At 34.1% G+C, this 19,597-nt stretch carries 9 protein-coding genes; all 9 read left to right on the forward strand.

Annotation, left to right across the window (positions count from 1 at the left end):
- Nucleotides 1-356 precede the first annotated feature (356 nt).
- The 9 genes from CA_RS04845 to CA_RS04885 all read left to right on the forward strand — a co-directional run bounded on the left by CA_RS04845 (nt 357) and on the right by CA_RS04885 (nt 19,587).
- A complete protein-coding gene (locus CA_RS04845) occupies nt 357-2,339 on the forward strand; it encodes a methyl-accepting chemotaxis protein (protein WP_014518879.1) in 1,983 nt (660 codons plus the stop codon).
- A gap of 546 nt (nt 2,340-2,885) precedes the next feature.
- Nucleotides 2,886-7,337 carry a cohesin domain-containing protein gene (locus tag CA_RS04850; RefSeq protein WP_010964228.1) on the forward strand — a complete coding sequence of 1,484 codons (4,452 nt, stop codon included), beginning with the start codon at nt 2,886-2,888 and terminating at the stop codon, nt 7,335-7,337.
- Between the two features lie 87 nt (nt 7,338-7,424).
- Nucleotides 7,425-9,605: a glycoside hydrolase family 48 protein gene (locus CA_RS04855; RefSeq protein ID WP_010964229.1), complete on the forward strand. Its 2,181-nt coding sequence runs from the start codon at nt 7,425-7,427 to the stop codon at nt 9,603-9,605.
- A gap of 81 nt (nt 9,606-9,686) precedes the next feature.
- On the forward strand, nt 9,687-11,135 hold the full coding sequence (locus CA_RS04860) for a cellulase family glycosylhydrolase (RefSeq protein WP_010964230.1): 1,449 nt from the start codon (nt 9,687-9,689) through the stop codon (nt 11,133-11,135).
- Between the two features lie 120 nt (nt 11,136-11,255).
- Nucleotides 11,256-13,394 carry a glycoside hydrolase family 9 protein gene (locus tag CA_RS04865; protein ID WP_010964231.1) on the forward strand — a complete coding sequence of 713 codons (2,139 nt, stop codon included), beginning with the start codon at nt 11,256-11,258 and terminating at the stop codon, nt 13,392-13,394.
- Between the two features lie 35 nt (nt 13,395-13,429).
- Nucleotides 13,430-13,975, forward strand: a complete 546-nt coding sequence (locus CA_RS04870; RefSeq protein ID WP_010964232.1) for a cohesin domain-containing protein — start codon at nt 13,430-13,432, stop codon at nt 13,973-13,975.
- 12 nt (nt 13,976-13,987) lie between these two features.
- Nucleotides 13,988-15,808, forward strand: coding sequence for a glycoside hydrolase family 44 protein (locus tag CA_RS04875; RefSeq protein WP_010964233.1), 1,821 nt, complete (start codon nt 13,988-13,990; stop codon nt 15,806-15,808).
- 30 nt (nt 15,809-15,838) lie between these two features.
- Complete coding sequence (locus CA_RS04880; RefSeq protein ID WP_010964234.1) at nt 15,839-17,917, forward strand: glycoside hydrolase family 9 protein; 2,079 nt, start codon at nt 15,839-15,841, stop codon at nt 17,915-17,917.
- Nucleotides 17,918-17,973: 56 nt separating this feature from the next.
- Nucleotides 17,974-19,587 (forward strand): glycoside hydrolase family 9 protein, encoded by a 1,614-nt coding sequence (locus CA_RS04885; protein WP_010964235.1) that lies wholly within the window; start codon nt 17,974-17,976, stop codon nt 19,585-19,587.
- Nucleotides 19,588-19,597 lie beyond the last annotated feature (10 nt).

Genomic DNA, 19,597 nt, shown 5'->3' on the forward strand with positions numbered 1-19,597 from the left:
ATTTAAAACAGCAGATTTTTCACCACCTTCTAAATAAAATTATAAGTTAATAAGCTCTCTGATATTTTATTTTAAATACCATAATAACATATTAATTTTAACATTTTTTTATTTTATATCAATATAATATTTCAATAATTATTGTTTAATATGTCTACTTATTTAGAAGAGAAATACTTATAAACTATAAAGAAAGCATAAAAAATTAGCAATTCAGTATCTGAAAACCATTAACAACCCAGATAGTATCAAATATTGAAGATATTTATTTTGTCAAATAAGCTCATGTTATGTTATATTATATATGTATTTTTTAGCAAATTATTGTAAAATTTATGGTTAAGGGGTGGAGAAAATTGAGTAAAAGTATAAGGAGTAAGCTAATTATAACCATTAGTTTGGTCTGTATGATTCCGATTATAATATTTGGTGCTATTTCATATGAGAATGTATACAATATTTTAATGGAAAAGTTAAATGGTGACTCTCAACAAAGTTTGACAGAAGTAAATAGGAGTATAAATAATTATTTTCAAACCATGGAGAATAATATAGGAATTCTTGCAGGAAATTATGATATACAAAATGTAAATGATCATCCTGATTTTGAAGCATATGTTTCATCATCTCTTCAAGAAATAAAAGAGAATAACAAGGATGCATTAAATGTGTATTTTGCAAGTAATTCTAAGAAGTTGTATTTGTATCCCAAGGTTAATCTTCCAGAAGGATATGATCCAACAACTAGAGACTGGTACAAGAATGCAGTTTCAGGTCAAGGAAAGGTGATTTTTAGTGAGGTATATGTAGATGCAGCTACTAAAAATAGCATAATTTCCATATCAAAAGCTGTGTATAATAATGAAAAGCTTGTAGGCGTGGTTTGCATGGACGTTGATTTAAGTAAATTAAGCAATGATATGAAAAGTATTAAAATTGGTAGAGAAGGATATATATATATAACTGATAAGGAAGGAACTATGATTGTTAATCCGACTAAATCAGAAATAGGAAAGAAAAATATAACTAAGTCTAGCATTTGGGATAATATTAATAGTAAAAAGTCAGGTTTTATTCAGTATAAAAATCAAGGTGAAAAGCAATTTGTAGTGTTTAAAGAAAATAGCGAATTAGGATGGAAGATAGTAGGTTCTATGAATGAGAGAGAACTTACAAGGAGCACGTCTTCAGTATTAGGTACAACTGTAGTTGTAATAATAATAATTTTAGCTTTGGCAGCTATTGTTTCTATATTAATAAGTAAGACCTTTACAAAGAACATAAACAAAATAGTTGAGGTTGCTAAGCTTGGAGCTGATGGTGATTTATCGCAAAAAGTTGATATTACTTCAAAGGACGAGTTTGGCAAGATGGCTGATTATTTCAATGATATGATACAAAAAATACATGATTTAATAAGCAGAATAAAGCAATCTTCGGATAACATAATGAGTTCATCAAAAACAATATTAACTATGTCGAGAGAAACTAGCAGTGCTGTAGATGAAGTTGCACAAACTATTGATCAAGTTGCGCAGGGGGCTTATTCACAAGCGGAGGATATAACAAATAGCGTTAATGAATTTAATAAATTAGGTGACAAAATTACATCAATTAAAAACATGACAGAAAATATAGATGAGTTATCTAAAAATACTAATAGTTTAAGTAAAAATGGACTTCAAATAATGGAGGTTCTTATTGATAAAACTATGGTTTCTAACGATTCGTCTAAGGAAGTATCAAGAACTGTAAAGGATATGGTTGAAACATCTAATGCTATTGGAAACATTACAGATACTATAAATGGTATTTCAGAGCAAACAAATTTGTTGGCTTTAAATGCAGCAATTGAAGCTGCTAGAGCGGGAGAAGCAGGAAAGGGATTTTCTGTGGTGGCTGAAGAAATTGGAAAGCTTGCAGAGGAATCAACATCAGCAACAAAAGAGGTTAAAAAACTTCTTGAAGATATAAAAAGTAAAAATAGTGTAGTATTTAAATCAATAGATGTTTCTCTAAAATTATCAGAGGAACAAACTGAATCAGTTAAAGAGACTAAAGAAATATTTAATAAGATATTAGAGTCTTTAAATAGTTTAGTAGGAGAAATAGAAAATATAAGGGGCTCTATAAATGACACTTATCAGAGTAAGAACTTTATATTTGGTAAGTTAGAAAGCATATCAGCAGCATCAGAACAATCAGCATCTAGTTCTGAGGAAGTATCTGCAACTACAGAAGAAGTATCAGCTAGTATGAGTGAATTTAATAAGATGTCTCAAAAATTAGAACAAGTTGTAGAGGAACTTGAGAGAGAAATACAAAACTTTACGCTGTAATTATAATGGAGTAAAAGATGATTGTTAACAAGATAATTGGTTAATGAGGTTCATATTGGAGAAATGACAACTGAATAAGTGAAGTTTTTAGCAGGTGGTAAAAAATGTGCAAACGTAAAGTTTTAACTGTACATTTAAACCATCTGCTTTTATTTTTTTGCGAAATTTACTTAAAATGCAATTAAAAAGAGGAATTGTACATAATTTTTAATAAGAAAAGAGAAAACTAAAGTAAAATAAAGAAATTACAAGCATGAATAATAATGAGATAAATGTTTATATGAATAAGTTTATTTCAATAAATGTCAATTTTATATTAAGTTTGAAGTTTGTAAAGTAATTAACTATAATTTAAAATGTAAACAAAATATAAATTATTGTAAAGAGTATAATTTACTAAAATTGCAATTCATTTTGAAGGGACGTAAAACCATTAATTTAATAAAAGGGGGATGAAAAAAGGGGTTTAAGGGTAATTAATTTTGTTTATATGTACTGACAAAATGTTTTTTGCTAACAGCTTATAATAAATGGAGGGTTAAAACAGTGAAAAAAAGAAATATTGCCATTCTAGGAATGTTTATGATGACAGCATCTTTAGGTATTTCTAAAAATCATGTCTTCGCTGATACAGTAAAAGCAAGCAATTCGGGTGTTCAAATACAATTTGCTGATACAAATACTAGTACAACCATGAATACTATTGCTCCTAAATTTAAAATCACAAATAATACTGGAGCACCTTTAGATTTAACAACTTTAAAATTAAGATACTATTTTACAGCTGATGGTACTCAGGATGAAAATTTTTGGTGCGACCATGCTGGTATGCTTAATGGTTATAACTACCAAACAATTACAAGTAATGTAGTGGGTACTTTTGTAGCTATGGATAATGCAACAGCTACTGCTGATCATTATCTTGAGATAAGCTTCTCAAATGGAGCAGGACAACTTGATGCAGGTTCTTCACTTGAAGTTCAATGCAGAGTTGCAAAGAATGACTGGAGTAATTATGATCAATCAAACGATTATTCATTTACTTCTAATGCAAGTGATTTTACTGACTGGGATAAGATAACAGGTTATGTTAATGGAGATCTTGTATTCGGAAATCCACCAGTAGTAGACCCAGTTATTACTCCAACTACTGCTACATTTGATACAGCTAATCCAACTGATGTAAATGTAGCTATGCAATTAAACGGATTTACATTATCAGGATTAACAGATGAGAACGGAACAGCTGTTGATGCTGCAAATTATACAATATCAGGAAGTAACTTGGTATTAAGCAAGGCTTATCTTGCAAAATTAGCATTAGGCAAACATAGCTTTAATTTTAATTTTGCTAAAGGCACTACAACTATAAGTAAACCATTAGCACTTACAGTTACAGATACAGCAGGTATAACAGTAGATCCTGCAAGTGTAGTATTTGATAAAGTAGCACCTCAAGATGAGAATGTTGCTCTTAAATTAAATGGACATACACTTGGTGATGTGGTAGGACCTAAAGGAAACCTTGTAAAAGGAACAGATTATACTGTAGCAGATGATGGAACTGTAACATTTAGTAAAGCATATCTTTCAACTCTTCCACTAGGTGATCAGACAATAACATTTAAAGCTAGTGATGATTCTACTAAAACAGCAGCAGTAACAGTTACAGTGAAGAATTCAAATGCTACAAATGTTACTGTTGGAGATGTTACAGGAGCAAAAAAAGGAGATACTATAAAGGTTCCTGTAAGTGTAAGTACAGTAAAAACACCAATAGGATTAATAGATATGGAAATAAACTATGATCCAACAGAGTTAACTGCAAAAGATGTAGTTCCTACAGATTTAGTAAAGGATACTGATAACTATAGCTTTATAGTAAATACATCAACTCCAGGTAAGATTAGTATTACATTTACAGATCCAACTCTTGGAACTTATCCAATAGGTACAGATGGAATATTTGCATATTTAGAATTCCTTGTAGCTGGTGAAAAAGCAGGAAAATATGATTTGAAAGTAAACCCAACTACATTAATACTTGCAGATGAAAATGATAATGATATAGATTGTAACCCACCAAAGGATGGAAGTGTAACTGTTATAGGTACTCCAGTTGTAACTCCATCTCAAATAAATGTTGAACAAGGTTCAGCAACTGATCAGCCAGTTAAAATAGATTTAAATGGTAACACACTTAAAGATGTTGTTGATCAAAGTGGTAAGACTCTTGTTCAAGGAACGGATTATACAGTAACAGATACTGGAATCACATTAAGTCAATCTTATCTTGCAGGTTTAGCCTTAGGTCAATACACTCTAACACTTGATTTTAATGGTGGAGGAGCATCACAGACAATAACTATTAATGTTGTAAAGAATGAAACTGTAAAATTGTCAGTTGGAACAGTATCAGGAAATCCAGGGGATACTGTAAAGGTGCCTGTAACTATAAGCCAGGTATCAACACCAGTAGGTTTAATATGTATGGATATAAGCTACGATGCAAGTAAGTTTACTGTTAAGGATGTACTTCCTAATACAGATCTTGTAAAGGATACTGATAACTACAGCTTTATAGTAAATACATCAACTCCAGGTAAGATTAGTATTACATTTACAGATCCAACACTTGCAAACTATCCAATAAGTGTAGACGGAATTCTTGCATACTTAGACTTTATTATAAATTCAAATGCAACAGCAGGAGATAGTGCTTTAACAGTAGATCCAGCTACATTAATAGTTGCAGATGAAAATGATAAAGATATAAAAGATGCAGCTTCTAATGGAAAAATAACAGTTACAGGTTCAGCACCAGTTGTTCAAAGCTCAGTAGTAAATACTTCAAGTGTAACTTATGATCAAAATGCACCACAGGATCAAGCTGTTAGTATTACTTTCAATGGCAATACAGTTAAGGATGTAAAGGACGCAAGTGGCAATACACTTAAGGCTGGAAGTGACTACACAGCAACAAGTGATGGAATTACACTTAGCCAAAGTTATCTTGCTACTTTAGCAGCAGGAACTTACACATATACAATTGATTTTAGTGCAGGAAATGCAGGGACATTTACTGTTGTTGTTAAAGGAAAAACAGTAGTAGGTAGTGCAACTACTTTAGCAGTAGGAACTGTATCAGGAAAAGCAGGAGATACTGTAAAGGTACCTGTAACTATCAGTAAAGTAACAACACCAGTAGGTTTAATATGTGCAGAAATAGACTATGATGCAAGCAAGTTTACTGTTAAGGATGTACTTCCTAATACAGATCTTGTAAAGGATACTGATAACTACAGCTTTATAGTAAATACATCAACTCCAGGTAAGATTAGTATTACATTTACAGATCCAACACTTGCAAACTATCCAATAAGTGCAGATGGAATTCTTGCATACTTAGACTTTATCATAAACTCAAATGCAACAGCAGGGGATAGTGCTTTAACAGTAAATCCATCAGGATTTATCATTGCAGATGAAAATGATAAAGATATACAGGATGCAGCTTCTAACGGAAAAATAACAGTTACAGGTTCAACACCAGTTGCTGAAAATTCAGTAGTAAATACTTCAAGTGTAACTTATGATCAAAATGCACCACAGGATCAAGCTGTTAGCATTACCTTAAATGGTAATACAATTACAGATGTAAAAGATGCAAGTGGTAATACACTTAAGGCTGGAAGTGATTACACAGTAACAAGTGATGGAATTACACTTAGCCAAAGCTACCTTGCTACTTTAGCAGCAGGAACTTACACATATACAGTTGATTTTAGTGCAGGAAATGCAGGAACATTTACTGTTGTTGTTAAAGCAAAAACAGTAGTAAGTAGTGCAACTACTTTAGCAGTAGGAACAGTATCAGGAAAAGCAGGAGATACTGTAAAGGTACCTGTAACTATAAGTAAAGTAACAACACCAGTAGGGTTAATATGTGCAGAAATAGATTATGATGCAAGCAAGTTTACTGTTAAGGATGTACTTCCTAATACAGATCTTGTAAAAGATACTGATAACTACAGCTTTATAGTAAATACTGCAACAGCAGGAAAAATCAGTATTACATTCACAGATCCAACACTTGAGAAATTCCCAATAAGTGCAGATGGAATTCTTGCATACTTAGACTTTATCATAAACTCAAATGCAACAGCAGGGGATAGTGCTTTAACAGTAAATCCATCAGGTTTCATTGTTGCAGATGAAAATGATAAGGATGTAGATCATGCATCAACAGATGGAAAAATAACAATCACAGGTTCAGCACCAGTTGTTGTAAATTCGTCTGTAAATACTTCTAGTGTAACTTATGATCCAGCAGCACCACAGGATCAAGCTGTCAGTGTTACACTTAATGGCAATACAATCACAGATGTAAAGGACGCAAACGCTAGTGTTCTTAAGGCTGGAAGTGATTACACAGTAACAAGTGATGGAATTACACTAAGCCAAAGCTATCTTGCTACTCTAGCAGCAGGAACTTACACATATACAGTTGATTTTAGTGCAGGAAATGCAGGTACATTTACTGTTGTTGTTAAGGGAAAAGCAGTAGTAAATAAAACTACTTTAGCAGTAGGAGCTGCATCAGGAAAAGCAGGAGATACTGTTAAGGTGCCTGTAACTATAAGTAAAGTAACAACACCAGTAGGTTTAATATGCATGGAAATAGATTATGATGCAAGTAAGTTTACTGTTAAGGATGTACTTCCTAATACAGATCTTGTAAAAGATACTGATAACTACAGCTTTATTGCTAATACGACATCAGCAGGAAAAATCAGTATTACATTTACAGATCCAACACTTGAGAAATTCCCAATAAGTGCAGATGGAGTTATAGCAAATATAGATTTTGTTGTAAATTCAGGTGCAGCAACTGGTGATAGCGATTTAACAGTAAATTCATCAGGTTTCATTGTTGCAGATGAAAGTGATACAGATATAGATCATGTATCAACAAATGGAAAAATAACTGTTGAATAATCAATGACATAATACTGCCGCCATTATAGGATAGCGGCAGTATACTATAAAATTTTAATTAATTATTTTTAAAGGAGATAGAAAAATATGTTAAAGATAAGTAAGAATTTTAAAAAAATAATGGCTGTAGCTCTTACATCTACAGTTATATTTGGTTCTCTATCTGGATTATTAACTAATAAAGTTGCAGCTGCTACAACTACAGATTCATCCTTAAAAGTAGATAATGCGTATACTCAAAGATTTGAAACAATGTACAATAAAATGCATGATGCTAATAATGGATATTTCAGTAAAGATGGTGTTCCATATCACTCAGTTGAAACCTTTATGGTTGAGGCACCTGATTATGGTCATGAAACTACAAGTGAAGCTTTCAGTTATTATATGTGGCTTGAAGCAATGCAGGGAAAAATCACAGGAAACTTTAGTGGAGTGAATACCGCATGGGATACAGCTGAAAAGTATATGATTCCATCACACCAAGATCAACCAGGTATGGATAGATATAACGCTAGTAGTCCAGCAACATATTCACCAGAATGGGAAGATCCAAGTAAGTATCCATCTAGAATGGATCAAGGAGCAGCAAAAGGACAAGATCCAATAAGTGATGAGCTTAAATCAGCATATGGAACTTCAGATATGTATGGAATGCATTGGTTAATGGATGTTGACAACTGGTATGGCTTTGGAAATCATGAAGATGGAACATCTAAAAATGTTTATATAAACACTTATCAAAGAGGAGAACAGGAATCTGTTTTTGAAACAGTACCTCAACCATGTTGGGATGCTTTCAAATATGGTGGAAAAAATGGATATCTTGACTTATTCACAGGAGATAATAGCTATGCAAAACAAGCTAAATACACAGATGCACCAGATGCTGATGCTCGTGCAATACAGGCAACTTATGAAGCAGCACAAGCAGCTAAAGAGGATGGAGTAGATTTAAGCTCAATCGTAGGTAAAGCTTCTAAAATGGGAGATTACTTAAGATATGCTATGTTTGATAAATATTTTAGAAAAATAGGAAATTCAACTCAAGCAGGAAATGGTAAAGATTCAATGCATTATTTACTTTCTTGGTATTATGCTTGGGGTGGATCTCAAAATAATGATTGGTCTTGGAAAATAGGCTGCAGTCACAGTCATTTTGGATATCAAAATCCTTTAACTGCATGGGTACTTTCAACTGATAGTCAATTCAAACCTAAATCAGCAACTGGTGCAACTGACTGGGCAAAGAGTTTAACAACTCAGGTAGATTTCTATCAATGGTTACAATCTTCAGAGGGAGCTATAGCAGGTGGTGCTAGTAACTCAAATCATGGTCGTTATGAAGCATGGCCAGAAGGTACAGCTACATTTGATGGAATGGGATATCAAGAAGAACCAGTTTACCATGATCCAGGTAGTAACACATGGTTTGGAATGCAGTCATGGTCAATGCAGCGTATGGCTCAATACTACTATCAATCAAAAGACCCAAAAGCAAAAGCTTTACTTGACAAATGGGTTAAATGGATTAAATCTGTAGTTAAAGTAAATCCAAATGGTGCAGGAACATTTGAAGTACCATCAAAATTAAGTTGGACTGGACAACCAGATACATGGACAGGATCTTATACAGGAAATCCTAACTTACATGTAAATGTTGATTCATATACTACTGATATAGGTACAAGCTCATCAACTGCAGATGCACTTGCATACTATGCAGCAGCTACAGGAGATAAGGATTCACAAGCACTTTCAAAAACTATACTTGATGATATCTGGAAAAACTATCAGGATGCAAAGGGTGTATCAGCACCAGAACAAATGGACTATAGCCGTGTATTCAATCAAGAAGTTTATATCCCACAAGGTTGGACAGGAACAATGCCTAATGGAGATGTAATTAAATCAGGAAATAAATTCATAGACATACGTTCACAATATAAGAATGATCCTGATTATGCTAGAGTTAAATCTGATGTTGAAGCAGGAAAGTCAAGTACATTTAACTATCATCGTTTCTGGGCAGAAAGTGAGTATGCTATAGCAAATGCAAATTATGGAACTTTATTCGCTAATACAGCTACACCAGGAGATGTAAATGGAGACGGCGTAGTTAATGGAAGAGATCTTATGGAGCTTAGACAGTATTTAGCAGGTAAGTTAGATGCTAGTAAAATAAATTTAGCTGCAGCAGATGTTAATAATGATGGTGTAGTTAATGGAAGAGATATTATGGAACTTACTAAATTAATTGCAAAATAGGTTAGTAGAATCTTAATTTATGGGAGAAGTGTTTGATATGAAAAAAAAAAGTTTTGCTTAAGTGCTATTTTTGCATCGTTCATGGCAGCATGTCTTGCATTTGGTAATGTAGCCTACGCAGATGATGTTAATGTAAGTAATTCTAACGATTATCTTCACAGTGATGGAAGTAAGCTTTTAGATGACTATGGTAATCAGGTTAGAATGACTGGTATAGCTTGGTTTGGACTTGAGACTCCAAATTACTGTTTTCATGGCTTGTGGGCTAATAGGCTTGACAATATTCTTAATATAGTTGCAGATAATGGATTTAACACTCTTAGAGTGCCATTATCTGTTGAACTTGTAAATCAGTGGCGTCAAGGAGTTTATCCTACTCCAGATTCAATAAACGATTATATAAGTCCTGAATTAAAGGGACAAAATAGCCTTCAAATACTTGATGATGTCATAGCTTATAGTAAAAAAGTTGGCGTCAAAGTTATGCTAGATATGCACAGAATTGAAAGTGGTGGACAGACAGCTACTTGGTATACAAGTAAATATACTACAGATGACTATGAAAAATGTTGGCAATATCTTGCTGATCGCTATAAGAACGATGATACGGTTATAGCAGCAGATATATTTAACGAGCCACATGGAAAAGCTTATAGAGCAGAAACTTCTGCTAAGTGGAATGATACAACAGATGAAGACAACTGGAGATACGAAGCAGAAAAGGTTGGTAAAAAGATTTTAGATATAAATCCTAAGATGCTCATAGTTGTTGAAGGAGTAGAGACTTACCCTAAAGAGGGAACAGCAGCTGGAAGTACAAATCCTGATGACTACTACGGTGGTTGGTGGGGAGGAAATCTAAGAGGTGTTAAAGATTATCCTGTAGATTTAGCCCCATATAAAAATCAAGTTGTATACTCGCCGCATGATTATGGACCTGGTGTATCAGACCAAACATGGTTTGATGGTGACTTTACAGAACAAAGTCTTTTGAATGATATATGGCGTCCAAGCTGGTTCTATATACAAGAAAAGAATATAGCTCCATTACTTATAGGTGAATGGGGAGGAAATATGGACGGAGGAAAGAATGAACAGTGGATGACAGACATGGCTAAACTTATTTCCGATAACAAAATGAACCATACTTTTTGGTGTCTAAATGCAAATTCAGGTGATACAGGTGGTATTCTTGAATATGATTTCAAAACAATAGATACTAAAAAATTAGCTTTAGTACAGCCTACATTATGGAAAGACGATGCTAGTGGTAAGTTTGAAGGGTTGGATCATGAAGTGAATTTGGGTAAAAATGGTACACATGTACAACCTACGACAATAATAAAGGTTCAAAAAGGTGATGTTAACGGCGATGGTGCAGTTAATGGAAGAGATGTAATGGAACTTAGAAAATATATATCAGGTCAAATAACAACTATAAATAAAGATGTAGCAGATATTAATGGTGACGGAGTAATTAATGGAAGAGACCTTGTAGAGCTCATAAAAATGATATCAAATAACCAATAATAAAATTAAATTAGGATGTACCACTTCAAAATTTTATAGGAATTTGAATTGAGAAGTGGTATATCTTTATTTACAAAATAATTTTAGTTACCATTTATAAAGATTTGGTGGTGAAAATATATGGTAAAAAAGAGATTAAAAAGTTTAATAGCAGTTTTTATTACGACAGCTATGATGGGCGGATTTATGAATTTAACAGATGGAAAAGTAATGGCCGATGAAACTAATACAAATTTTAATTATGGTGAAGCACTTCAAAAATCCTTGATGTTTTACGAGTTTGAGCGTTCAGGTAAATTACCACAAGATAAGAGAGATAACTGGAGAGGTGATTCGGGTTTAGATGATGGTAAGGACGTTGGATTAGATCTTACAGGAGGATGGTACGATGCTGGTGACCATGTTAAATTCAATCTTCCAGCGTCATATACACTTACAATGCTAGGTTGGTCTTTATATCAAAATAGAGATTCATATGAAAAAAGTGGACAACTAAAATATTTGACAAGTGATATGAAGTGGTGTAGTGATTTTTTGATGAAATGTCATCCAGCTCCTGATGTGTTTTATTATCAGGTTGGAGATTCAGGACTTGACCATAAATGGTGGGGACCAGCTGAAGTAATGCAAATGGATAGACCATCCTTTAAGGTAGATGACGATAATCCAGGTTCAGCAGTTACAGCAGAGGCATCAGCAGCTCTTGCAGCAACAGCTTTAAATTTTAAGAATGATGATGCAGATTATGCAAATAAATGTTTGAGCCATGCAAAGGATTTGTTCAATTTTGCAGATAAAACTAGAAGCGATAAAGGATATACAGCTGCAAATGGCTACTATAGTTCAACATCGTTCTATGATGATTTGTCTTGGGCAGCTTGCTGGCTTTATATGGCAACAAACGATAAAAGTTATTTAGATAAGGCAGAAGCGTATGTAGATAACTGGAGCAGAGAACAGCAAACAGATATTATATCCTATAAATGGGGTATGTGCTGGGATGATGTTCATTATGGAGCGCAAGTACTTTTAGCTGAGCTTACAAATAAGCAAATATACAAGGATTCAGTTGAGAGAAACTTAGATTACTGGACTGTTGGATATGATGGCAATAAAGTACAATATACTCCTAAGGGTTTAGCATGGATAAGTTCTTGGGGACCATTAAGATATTCGTTAGCGACTGCATTTTTAGCTGATACTTATTCAAAATGGTCTGGTTGTGATGCAAGTAAAGCTAAAGCTTACGAAGATTTTGCAAAGAGTCAGGTTGATTATGCACTTGGAAGCAGCGGGAGAAGTTATGTAGTAGGATTTGGTGTAAATCCTCCAGAGCATCCACATCATAGAACAGCTGAAAGCTCATGGTTTGATGATAAAACTGTACCAGGCTACAGCAGGCATACACTTTATGGTGCAATGGTTGGAGGACCAGATCAAAACGACAAATTTGATGATGATGTTGCTAATTTCAATCAAAATGAGCCAGCTTGTGACTATAATGCAGGTTTAGTAGCAACACTTTCAAGTATGTACGGTAAGTATGGTGGAAAGCCAATAGATAATTTTAATGCTATTGAGAAGCCTACTAACGATGAGTTTTATGTTGAAGCAGCAGTAAATGCAACAGGTAAAAATTTTGAAGAAATAAAATCAAAAATATACAACAAGACGGGATGGCCTGCAAGGGTTACGGATAAATTATCATTTAAATATTTCATTGATATAAGTGAATTTGTGAAACAAGGATATAAAGCAAGTGATATAAAGGTAACTACAAACTATAATGAAGGCGGAACTGCATCCCAGCTTATACCTTGGGATGAAAAGAACAACATATACTATGTAAATGTAGATTTTACAGGAACAAAGATATATCCTGGTGGTCAATCAGCATACAAAAAGGAAATTCAATTTAGAATGACAGCACCAGATAACGCTACTTGGGATAATTCAAATGATTTTTCATACACAGGAGTTGAAGAAACACCTGGAGATACTCCAACGCTAGATAAAAATATTCCAGTATATGATGCTGGCGTAAAGGTTTATGGTAATGAGCCTAAGGGAAATGTAGTAGTTGGTGATATAAATGGAGATGGAGAAGTAAATGGCCGTGACCTTATGGAGCTTAGAAAATATATAGCAGGAAAAACTACAGATATAAATAAGGATTCTGCAGATATAAATGGAGATGGGGTAATAAATGGTCGTGACCTTATGGAGTTAATCAGAAAGATTTCTAGTGTGAATCCTTAAATCTTATAAGAAAATAACGGAAGGAAGAGTATTCAATGAAGAAAAAAGGAATAATTACAGCAGTAATATTGAGTTTACTAGTTATTGGTACGGTAGGTTGTAAATCAAACGACACAAAGAGTACTGTATCCGCTAATCTTGTAAGCAGTGAAAAGTCTAATTTAAAGATAAGCAGTAGTAGCGGAAAAACAGGAAGTAATGTGGAGGTTAAAGTTAAGGCAAGTAATGTAGCTAAAAAGAATGTTATTTGCTGCGATTTTAAAATAAAATATGATGCTAGTAAATTAGACGTTTCTGGTATTTCACCAGGAGAAATTCTAAAAGATCCTAAAGATAACCTTGAGTACAATGTGGATAGCAAAAATGGTGTTATTACAATTTTATATTCGTACTCAGATAAAAATATAGGAAAAGAATTGATATCAAAAAATGGGGATTTTGTAACTTTAAACTTGAAAATAAAAGATGATGCTAAAAAGGGAAAAACTCAAATAAGCTTTAATGGCAATCCTGAATTCTATGATAAGAATCAAAAAGGTGTGTCAGTTACTACTAATAAAGGTGAAATAGAAATTAAATAGGGGGAGCTTAAAATGAAAAGAAATAAAATTTTAGTGTCTGCATTGGCAATAGCTTTTTCGTCAATGGTACTTACACCTGTGAGTGGGTTAAAAGTTTTTGCAGATACAGCGGATGTAAATGTAAATATTGATACAAATGCTGAAAAACAAGCTATAAGTCCATATATATATGGTACAAATCAGGATTTTAGCAATGCTAAGGTTACAGCAAGAAGAATTGGTGGAAATAGATCTACAGGATACAATTGGGAAAATAATGATTCGAATGCAGGAACAGATTGGAAGAATGAAAGCGATAATTATTGGCTTACACTTTATGATGTTCCTAAGGAAAAGTATAATGAGCCAGCTTCAGTTTATACAGCTTTCCATGATAAGTCACTTGCAATGGGAGTACCATACTCACTTGTAACACTTCAAGCAGGTGGATATGTTGCAGCTGATCAGAGTGGTCCTCTTGCAAATACAGATGTGGCACCATCATCAAAATGGAAAAAAGTTGAGTTTAATAAGAATGGCCCATTATCACTTACGCCAGATACAACAGATGGCTCTGTTTACATGGATGAGTTTGTTAACTATCTTGTAAATAAATATGGAAGTGCATCAGGTTCGAAAGGAATAAAGGGATATTCATTAGATAACGAGCCTTCACTTTGGCCAAGCACACATCCACTTATTCATCCAGATAAAACTAAATGTTCTGAAGTATTGGATAAGGATACGCAGCTTGCACAAGTTGTAAAGAAAATAGATCCAGCAGCTGAAACCTTTGGACCAGCATTGTTTGGTTTTAGTGCATTTAACGATTTCAATAGTTCACCTGACTGGAGCAGTGTTAAAGGAAATTATCAGTGGTTTATAGATTACTATCTTGATAATATGAAGAAAAACTCAGATGCTGCAGGAAAAAGACTTTTAGATGCATTGGATCTTCATTGGTATCCAGAGGCTAAAGGTGGCGGACAAAGAGTAACAACTAGTGATACTTCTAATGTAGATTGTAATAAAGCAAGAATGCAGGCTCCAAGAAGTTTATGGGATTCAACTTACACAGAGGACAGCTGGATAGGTCAGTGGTGCAAGTGGGGATTGCCACTAATACCTAAGGTTAAATCATCAATTGATAAATACTATCCAGGAACTAAACTATCATTTTCAGAGTACAACTACGGCGGAGAAGATCACATTTCAGGAGGAATAGCACAAGCTGATGCACTTGGTGTCTTCGGTAAATATGGAGTTTATTTTGCAACTTACTGGGAATGTAATAGTGACAAAAATAATTATGTACAATCTGCTTTTAATTTGTATAACAATTATGATGGCAATAACTCAAAGTACGGAGATACAGATGTAAAGTGTGATACTTCAGATATTAACAATAGTTCAACTTATGCTTCTGTAACAAGTAATGATGGCAATAAAATGGATATAATTGTAATGAATAAAAATTACACAGATTCAATTAATTTTAATTTCAATGTAAGTAGCAATAAAAACTATACATCAGGTCAAGTATGGGGCTTTGACAGTAATAGCTCTAATATTACTAAGAGAGATGATGTAAGTTCAATAAGTGGAAATAAGTTCACATATAAAATACCAGCTCTTACTGCAGTTCATATTGTTTTAACTACTGCTCAAAAAAGTAGTGTAAAAGGTGATGTGAATGGTGATGGTGTTGTAAATGGAAGAGATTTAATGGAGTTAAGAAAATATTTAGCAGGAAGTACATCTAACATAGACTTAAATGCAGCAGATTTGAATAATGATGGTGCAGTAAATGGAAGAGATCTTCTGGAGCTTATAAAGCTTGTTTTTGAAAAATAGTAAATTATTGCATGTAAAGGGGGAATATGCATGAAGAAGTTGTTAGCTACTTTGGTAACAGTTTTCATGATATGCATGCAGATAACGCCTGTTCAAGCAGCTAAGAGTACAGAGGATAAAAACTATAATTATGTAGATGCTTTTTCTAAGTCAATATTATTTTATGAGGCTAATTGGTGTGGACCAGATGCAGGAAATAATAGACTTAAATGGCGCGGTCCATGTCATGAAGATGATGGAAAAGATGTTGGACTTGATCTAACTGGAGGCTTTCATGATGCAGGGGACCATGTTAAGTTTGGTTTGCCACAAGCTTATGCGGCATCAACTTTGGGATGGGCTTATTATGAATTTAAAGATTCCTTTGTAAAAAAAGGACAAGATAAATACATGTTAAATATATTAAAGCATTTTACAGATTATTTTCTTAAATGCTATCCTAATAAAACTACTTTTTATTATCAATGTGGAGATGGAACAACGGACCACTCTTATTGGGGGCCACCTGAGCTCCAAACACTTGATATAACTACAAGACCTACTCTATACGCTGCAACACCAGATAAGCCAGCGTCAGATGTGTGTGGAAGTACAGCAGCAGCTCTTGCTCTTATGTATATTAATTATAAAGACGTGGATGCTGAGTATGCAAATAAATGTCTTACAGCAGCAAAGGATCTTTATGATTTTGGAAAAACTTATAAGGGCTTAAGTGAGAGTGGAGGCTTCTACGGTTCAACTGGATACTTAGATGATCTTTCTTGGGGAGCAGTATGGCTTTATGCAGCAACAAATGATAACAGCTATATGACAGATATAGATTCCTTTTTAACAGCAAAGGGAATTGGTGGAGATAACAGTTATTCAAATCACTGGACTCACTGTTGGGATGATGTTTTTGGAGGTGTTTTTGTAAAGTTAGCACAACTTACAAATAATCCCAAGTATAAGGCTATAGCTGAAGAAAACTTAAATTATTGGATTAAAGACGCTCCAACAACTCCTGGAGGATTAAAATACATTGCCTCTTGGGGAACCTTAAGATATACAGCTGCAGAGTGTATGCTTGCACTTGTGTACTACAAAACCTCAAAAAATGAAGAATATTTAAATTTTGCAAAGAGCCAAATTGATTACATGCTTGGAAGTAATCCTAGAAATAGTTCATATGAGGTAGGCTTTGGAAACAATTATCCTAAAAATCCTCATCACAGAGCTGCTAGTGGAAGAATGGAAGGAGCTCCAGGTTATGAAAAAAAGACAGATCCTGAAAAACACTTGCTTTATGGAGCTTTAGTTGGAGGTCCAGATGGCACTAGTGATGATTATTCTGATGATGTAAATCAGTATGTGAATTCAGAAGTTGCTATTGACTATAATGCTGGATTTGTAGGCGCACTTGCAGGTATGTCTAATTACTATGGAGGAGATAATCTTCCAGAAGATGTACCTGGTATTGAGGCAAACTCACCACAGTACTATGTTGATGCAAATATAATGAAGGAAAGCAATGAAGAATGTACAATACAAGCATTTATACACAATGCATCTCTTCTTCCACCACACTATGAAAAAGGTATGTCCTTTAGATATTATGTAGATTTAAGTGAATTATATAAGAAAGGATATACTGTAAATGATGTTGGGGTAAGAGCTAACTATGCAGCAGGAGGGGGAACCTTATCTGGTTTTATTCCTTATGATGAAGCTAAGCACATTTATTATGTTGAGGCTTCATGGCCAGGACAACTATATGGAAAAGCTGAAATGCAGTTTGCTATAACAGCTTATAATGCAAAATGTCTTGATGCATCAAATGATTTTTCAAGACAAAATCTTAAGAGTGACAGTACAAATATTTCGGAGAATATACCTGTATACAAAAATGGAGTAAAGATATTTGGAAATGAGCCAGGTTCAGTTGAGGTTAAGACCGGTGACGTTAATGGTGATAATACTGTTGATGGAAGAGACCTTATGGAGCTTAGAAAGTATCTTGCAGGAAATAATCCAAACATAAACTTAAAAGCAGCAGATTTAAATGGTGATGGTATAGTAAATGGAAGAGATTTAGTGATTTTAATTAAATTAATTTCAGGTAAACAGTAAGCTGCTTTGCTCGAATCAGATTGTATAAATTAAGTAGTTTTAAAGGGGGATTTTATATGAAAAAGCTCGTGGCTTGCTTAACTATGGTGTTACTTTTGGGAACGCAAATCAAGCCGTTAACGATAACAGCAGATACCAATGATCAAAAACATAATTATGTAGATGCTTTTTCTAAATCAATTATGTTTTATGAAGCTAATTGGTGTGGAGCTGATGCCGGAAATAATAGGTTAAAGTGGAGAAGCGGCTGTCATGAAAATGACGGTAAGGATGTTGGTCTTGATTTGACAGGAGGTTTTCACGATGCAGGAGACCATGTTAAATTTGGTCTGCCACAGGCGTATTCAGCATCAACCTTAGGATGGGCTTATTATGAGTTCAAGGATACCTTTGTAAAAAAGGGACAGGATAAGTATATGCTTAATATATTGAAGCATTTTACTGATTATTTCTTGAAATGCTACCCTGATAATAATACATTTTACTATCAATGTGGAGATGGAAATACTGACCATTCCTATTGGGGACCACCTGAACTTCAAACAACCTCTAGACCTACGCTTTATAAGGCAACACCTAGTACACCAGCTTCAGATGTATGTGGAAACACGGCAGCAGCTTTAGCTCTTATGTACATTAATTATAAAGATGTAGATTCTGCTTATGCTAATAAATGTCTTACAGCAGCAGAAAATCTATATAATTTAGGAAAGAACTACAAGGGGATGAGTCAAAGTGGTGGTTTTTACACATCATCGGGATACTTAGATGACCTTTCTTGGGGGGCTATATGGCTTTACGAGGCAACCAATAACAACAATTATCTAAGCGATGCACAATCTTTTCTTCAATCCGCTAACATAAATGAGTATTATCAATATAATTGGACACACTGCTGGGATGATGTACTTGGAGGAGTTTTTGTAAAAATGGCTCAAATAACAGGTGATGCTAAATACAAAAACATAGTTAAAGGAAACATTGATTATTGGACAAACTCTGTTACTACTACTCCTGGTGGTTTGAAGTTTAGAACAGGTTGGGGAACCTTAAGATATACGGCAGCAGAATGTATGCTAGCTCTTGTGTACTATAAGACGTCAAATGACAGCGAGGCTATGAATCTTGCTAAAAGTCAAATTGACTATATTTTAGGGACTAATCCACAGGGAATGTCTTATGAAGTTGGATTTGGTAGCAAGTACCCTAAATATCCACATCATAGAGCCGCTAGTGGAAGAAACGAAAGTGCTGGTGAAAAGAAAACTGAACCTGAAAAGCACATTCTTTATGGAGCCTTGGTAGGAGGACCAGACCAAAATGATAGTTATATAGAGAATATAGAAGAATATCAGCATTCAGAGGTAGCAATAGATTACAATGCAGGTTTTGTAGGGGCACTTGCTGGAATTTCAAACTATTTTGGTCAAAATCAAAGTGTAGAAAAGATAAATGATCCAGATGTAAAAGACAGCAATACTACTAATACCATTTTGGGAGATTTAAATGATGATGGAGTAGTAAATGGACGTGACATAGTTATGATGAGGCAATATTTAGCTGGTAAAACAGTTAGTGGTATTGATAAAAATGCTCTAGATATAAACGGTGACGGAGCAGTAAATGGGCGTGACTTAATGGAGCTCATAAAGAAAGTCAGTAACAATTAAAATGGAGATG

Origin of the sequence: Clostridium acetobutylicum ATCC 824, from assembly GCF_000008765.1 — a bacterium.
In the GTDB taxonomy this organism is placed as follows: domain Bacteria; phylum Bacillota; class Clostridia; order Clostridiales; family Clostridiaceae; genus Clostridium_S; species Clostridium_S acetobutylicum.

Bases quoted from the DNA above. Each gene is read 5' to 3' on its own strand.
- CA_RS04855 (WP_010964229.1), top strand. From the start codon at position 7,425: ATGTTAAAGATAAGTAAGAATTTTAAAAAAATAATGGCTGTAGCTCTT.
- CA_RS04885 (WP_010964235.1), top strand. From the start codon at position 17,974: ATGAAAAAGCTCGTGGCTTGCTTAACTATGGTGTTACTTTTGGGAACG.
- CA_RS04865 (WP_010964231.1), top strand. From the start codon at position 11,256: ATGGTAAAAAAGAGATTAAAAAGTTTAATAGCAGTTTTTATTACGACA.
- CA_RS04875 (WP_010964233.1), top strand. From the start codon at position 13,988: ATGAAAAGAAATAAAATTTTAGTGTCTGCATTGGCAATAGCTTTTTCG.
- CA_RS04870 (WP_010964232.1), top strand. From the start codon at position 13,430: ATGAAGAAAAAAGGAATAATTACAGCAGTAATATTGAGTTTACTAGTT.
- CA_RS04860 (WP_010964230.1), top strand. From the start codon at position 9,687: ATGGCAGCATGTCTTGCATTTGGTAATGTAGCCTACGCAGATGATGTT.
- CA_RS04880 (WP_010964234.1), top strand. From the start codon at position 15,839: ATGAAGAAGTTGTTAGCTACTTTGGTAACAGTTTTCATGATATGCATG.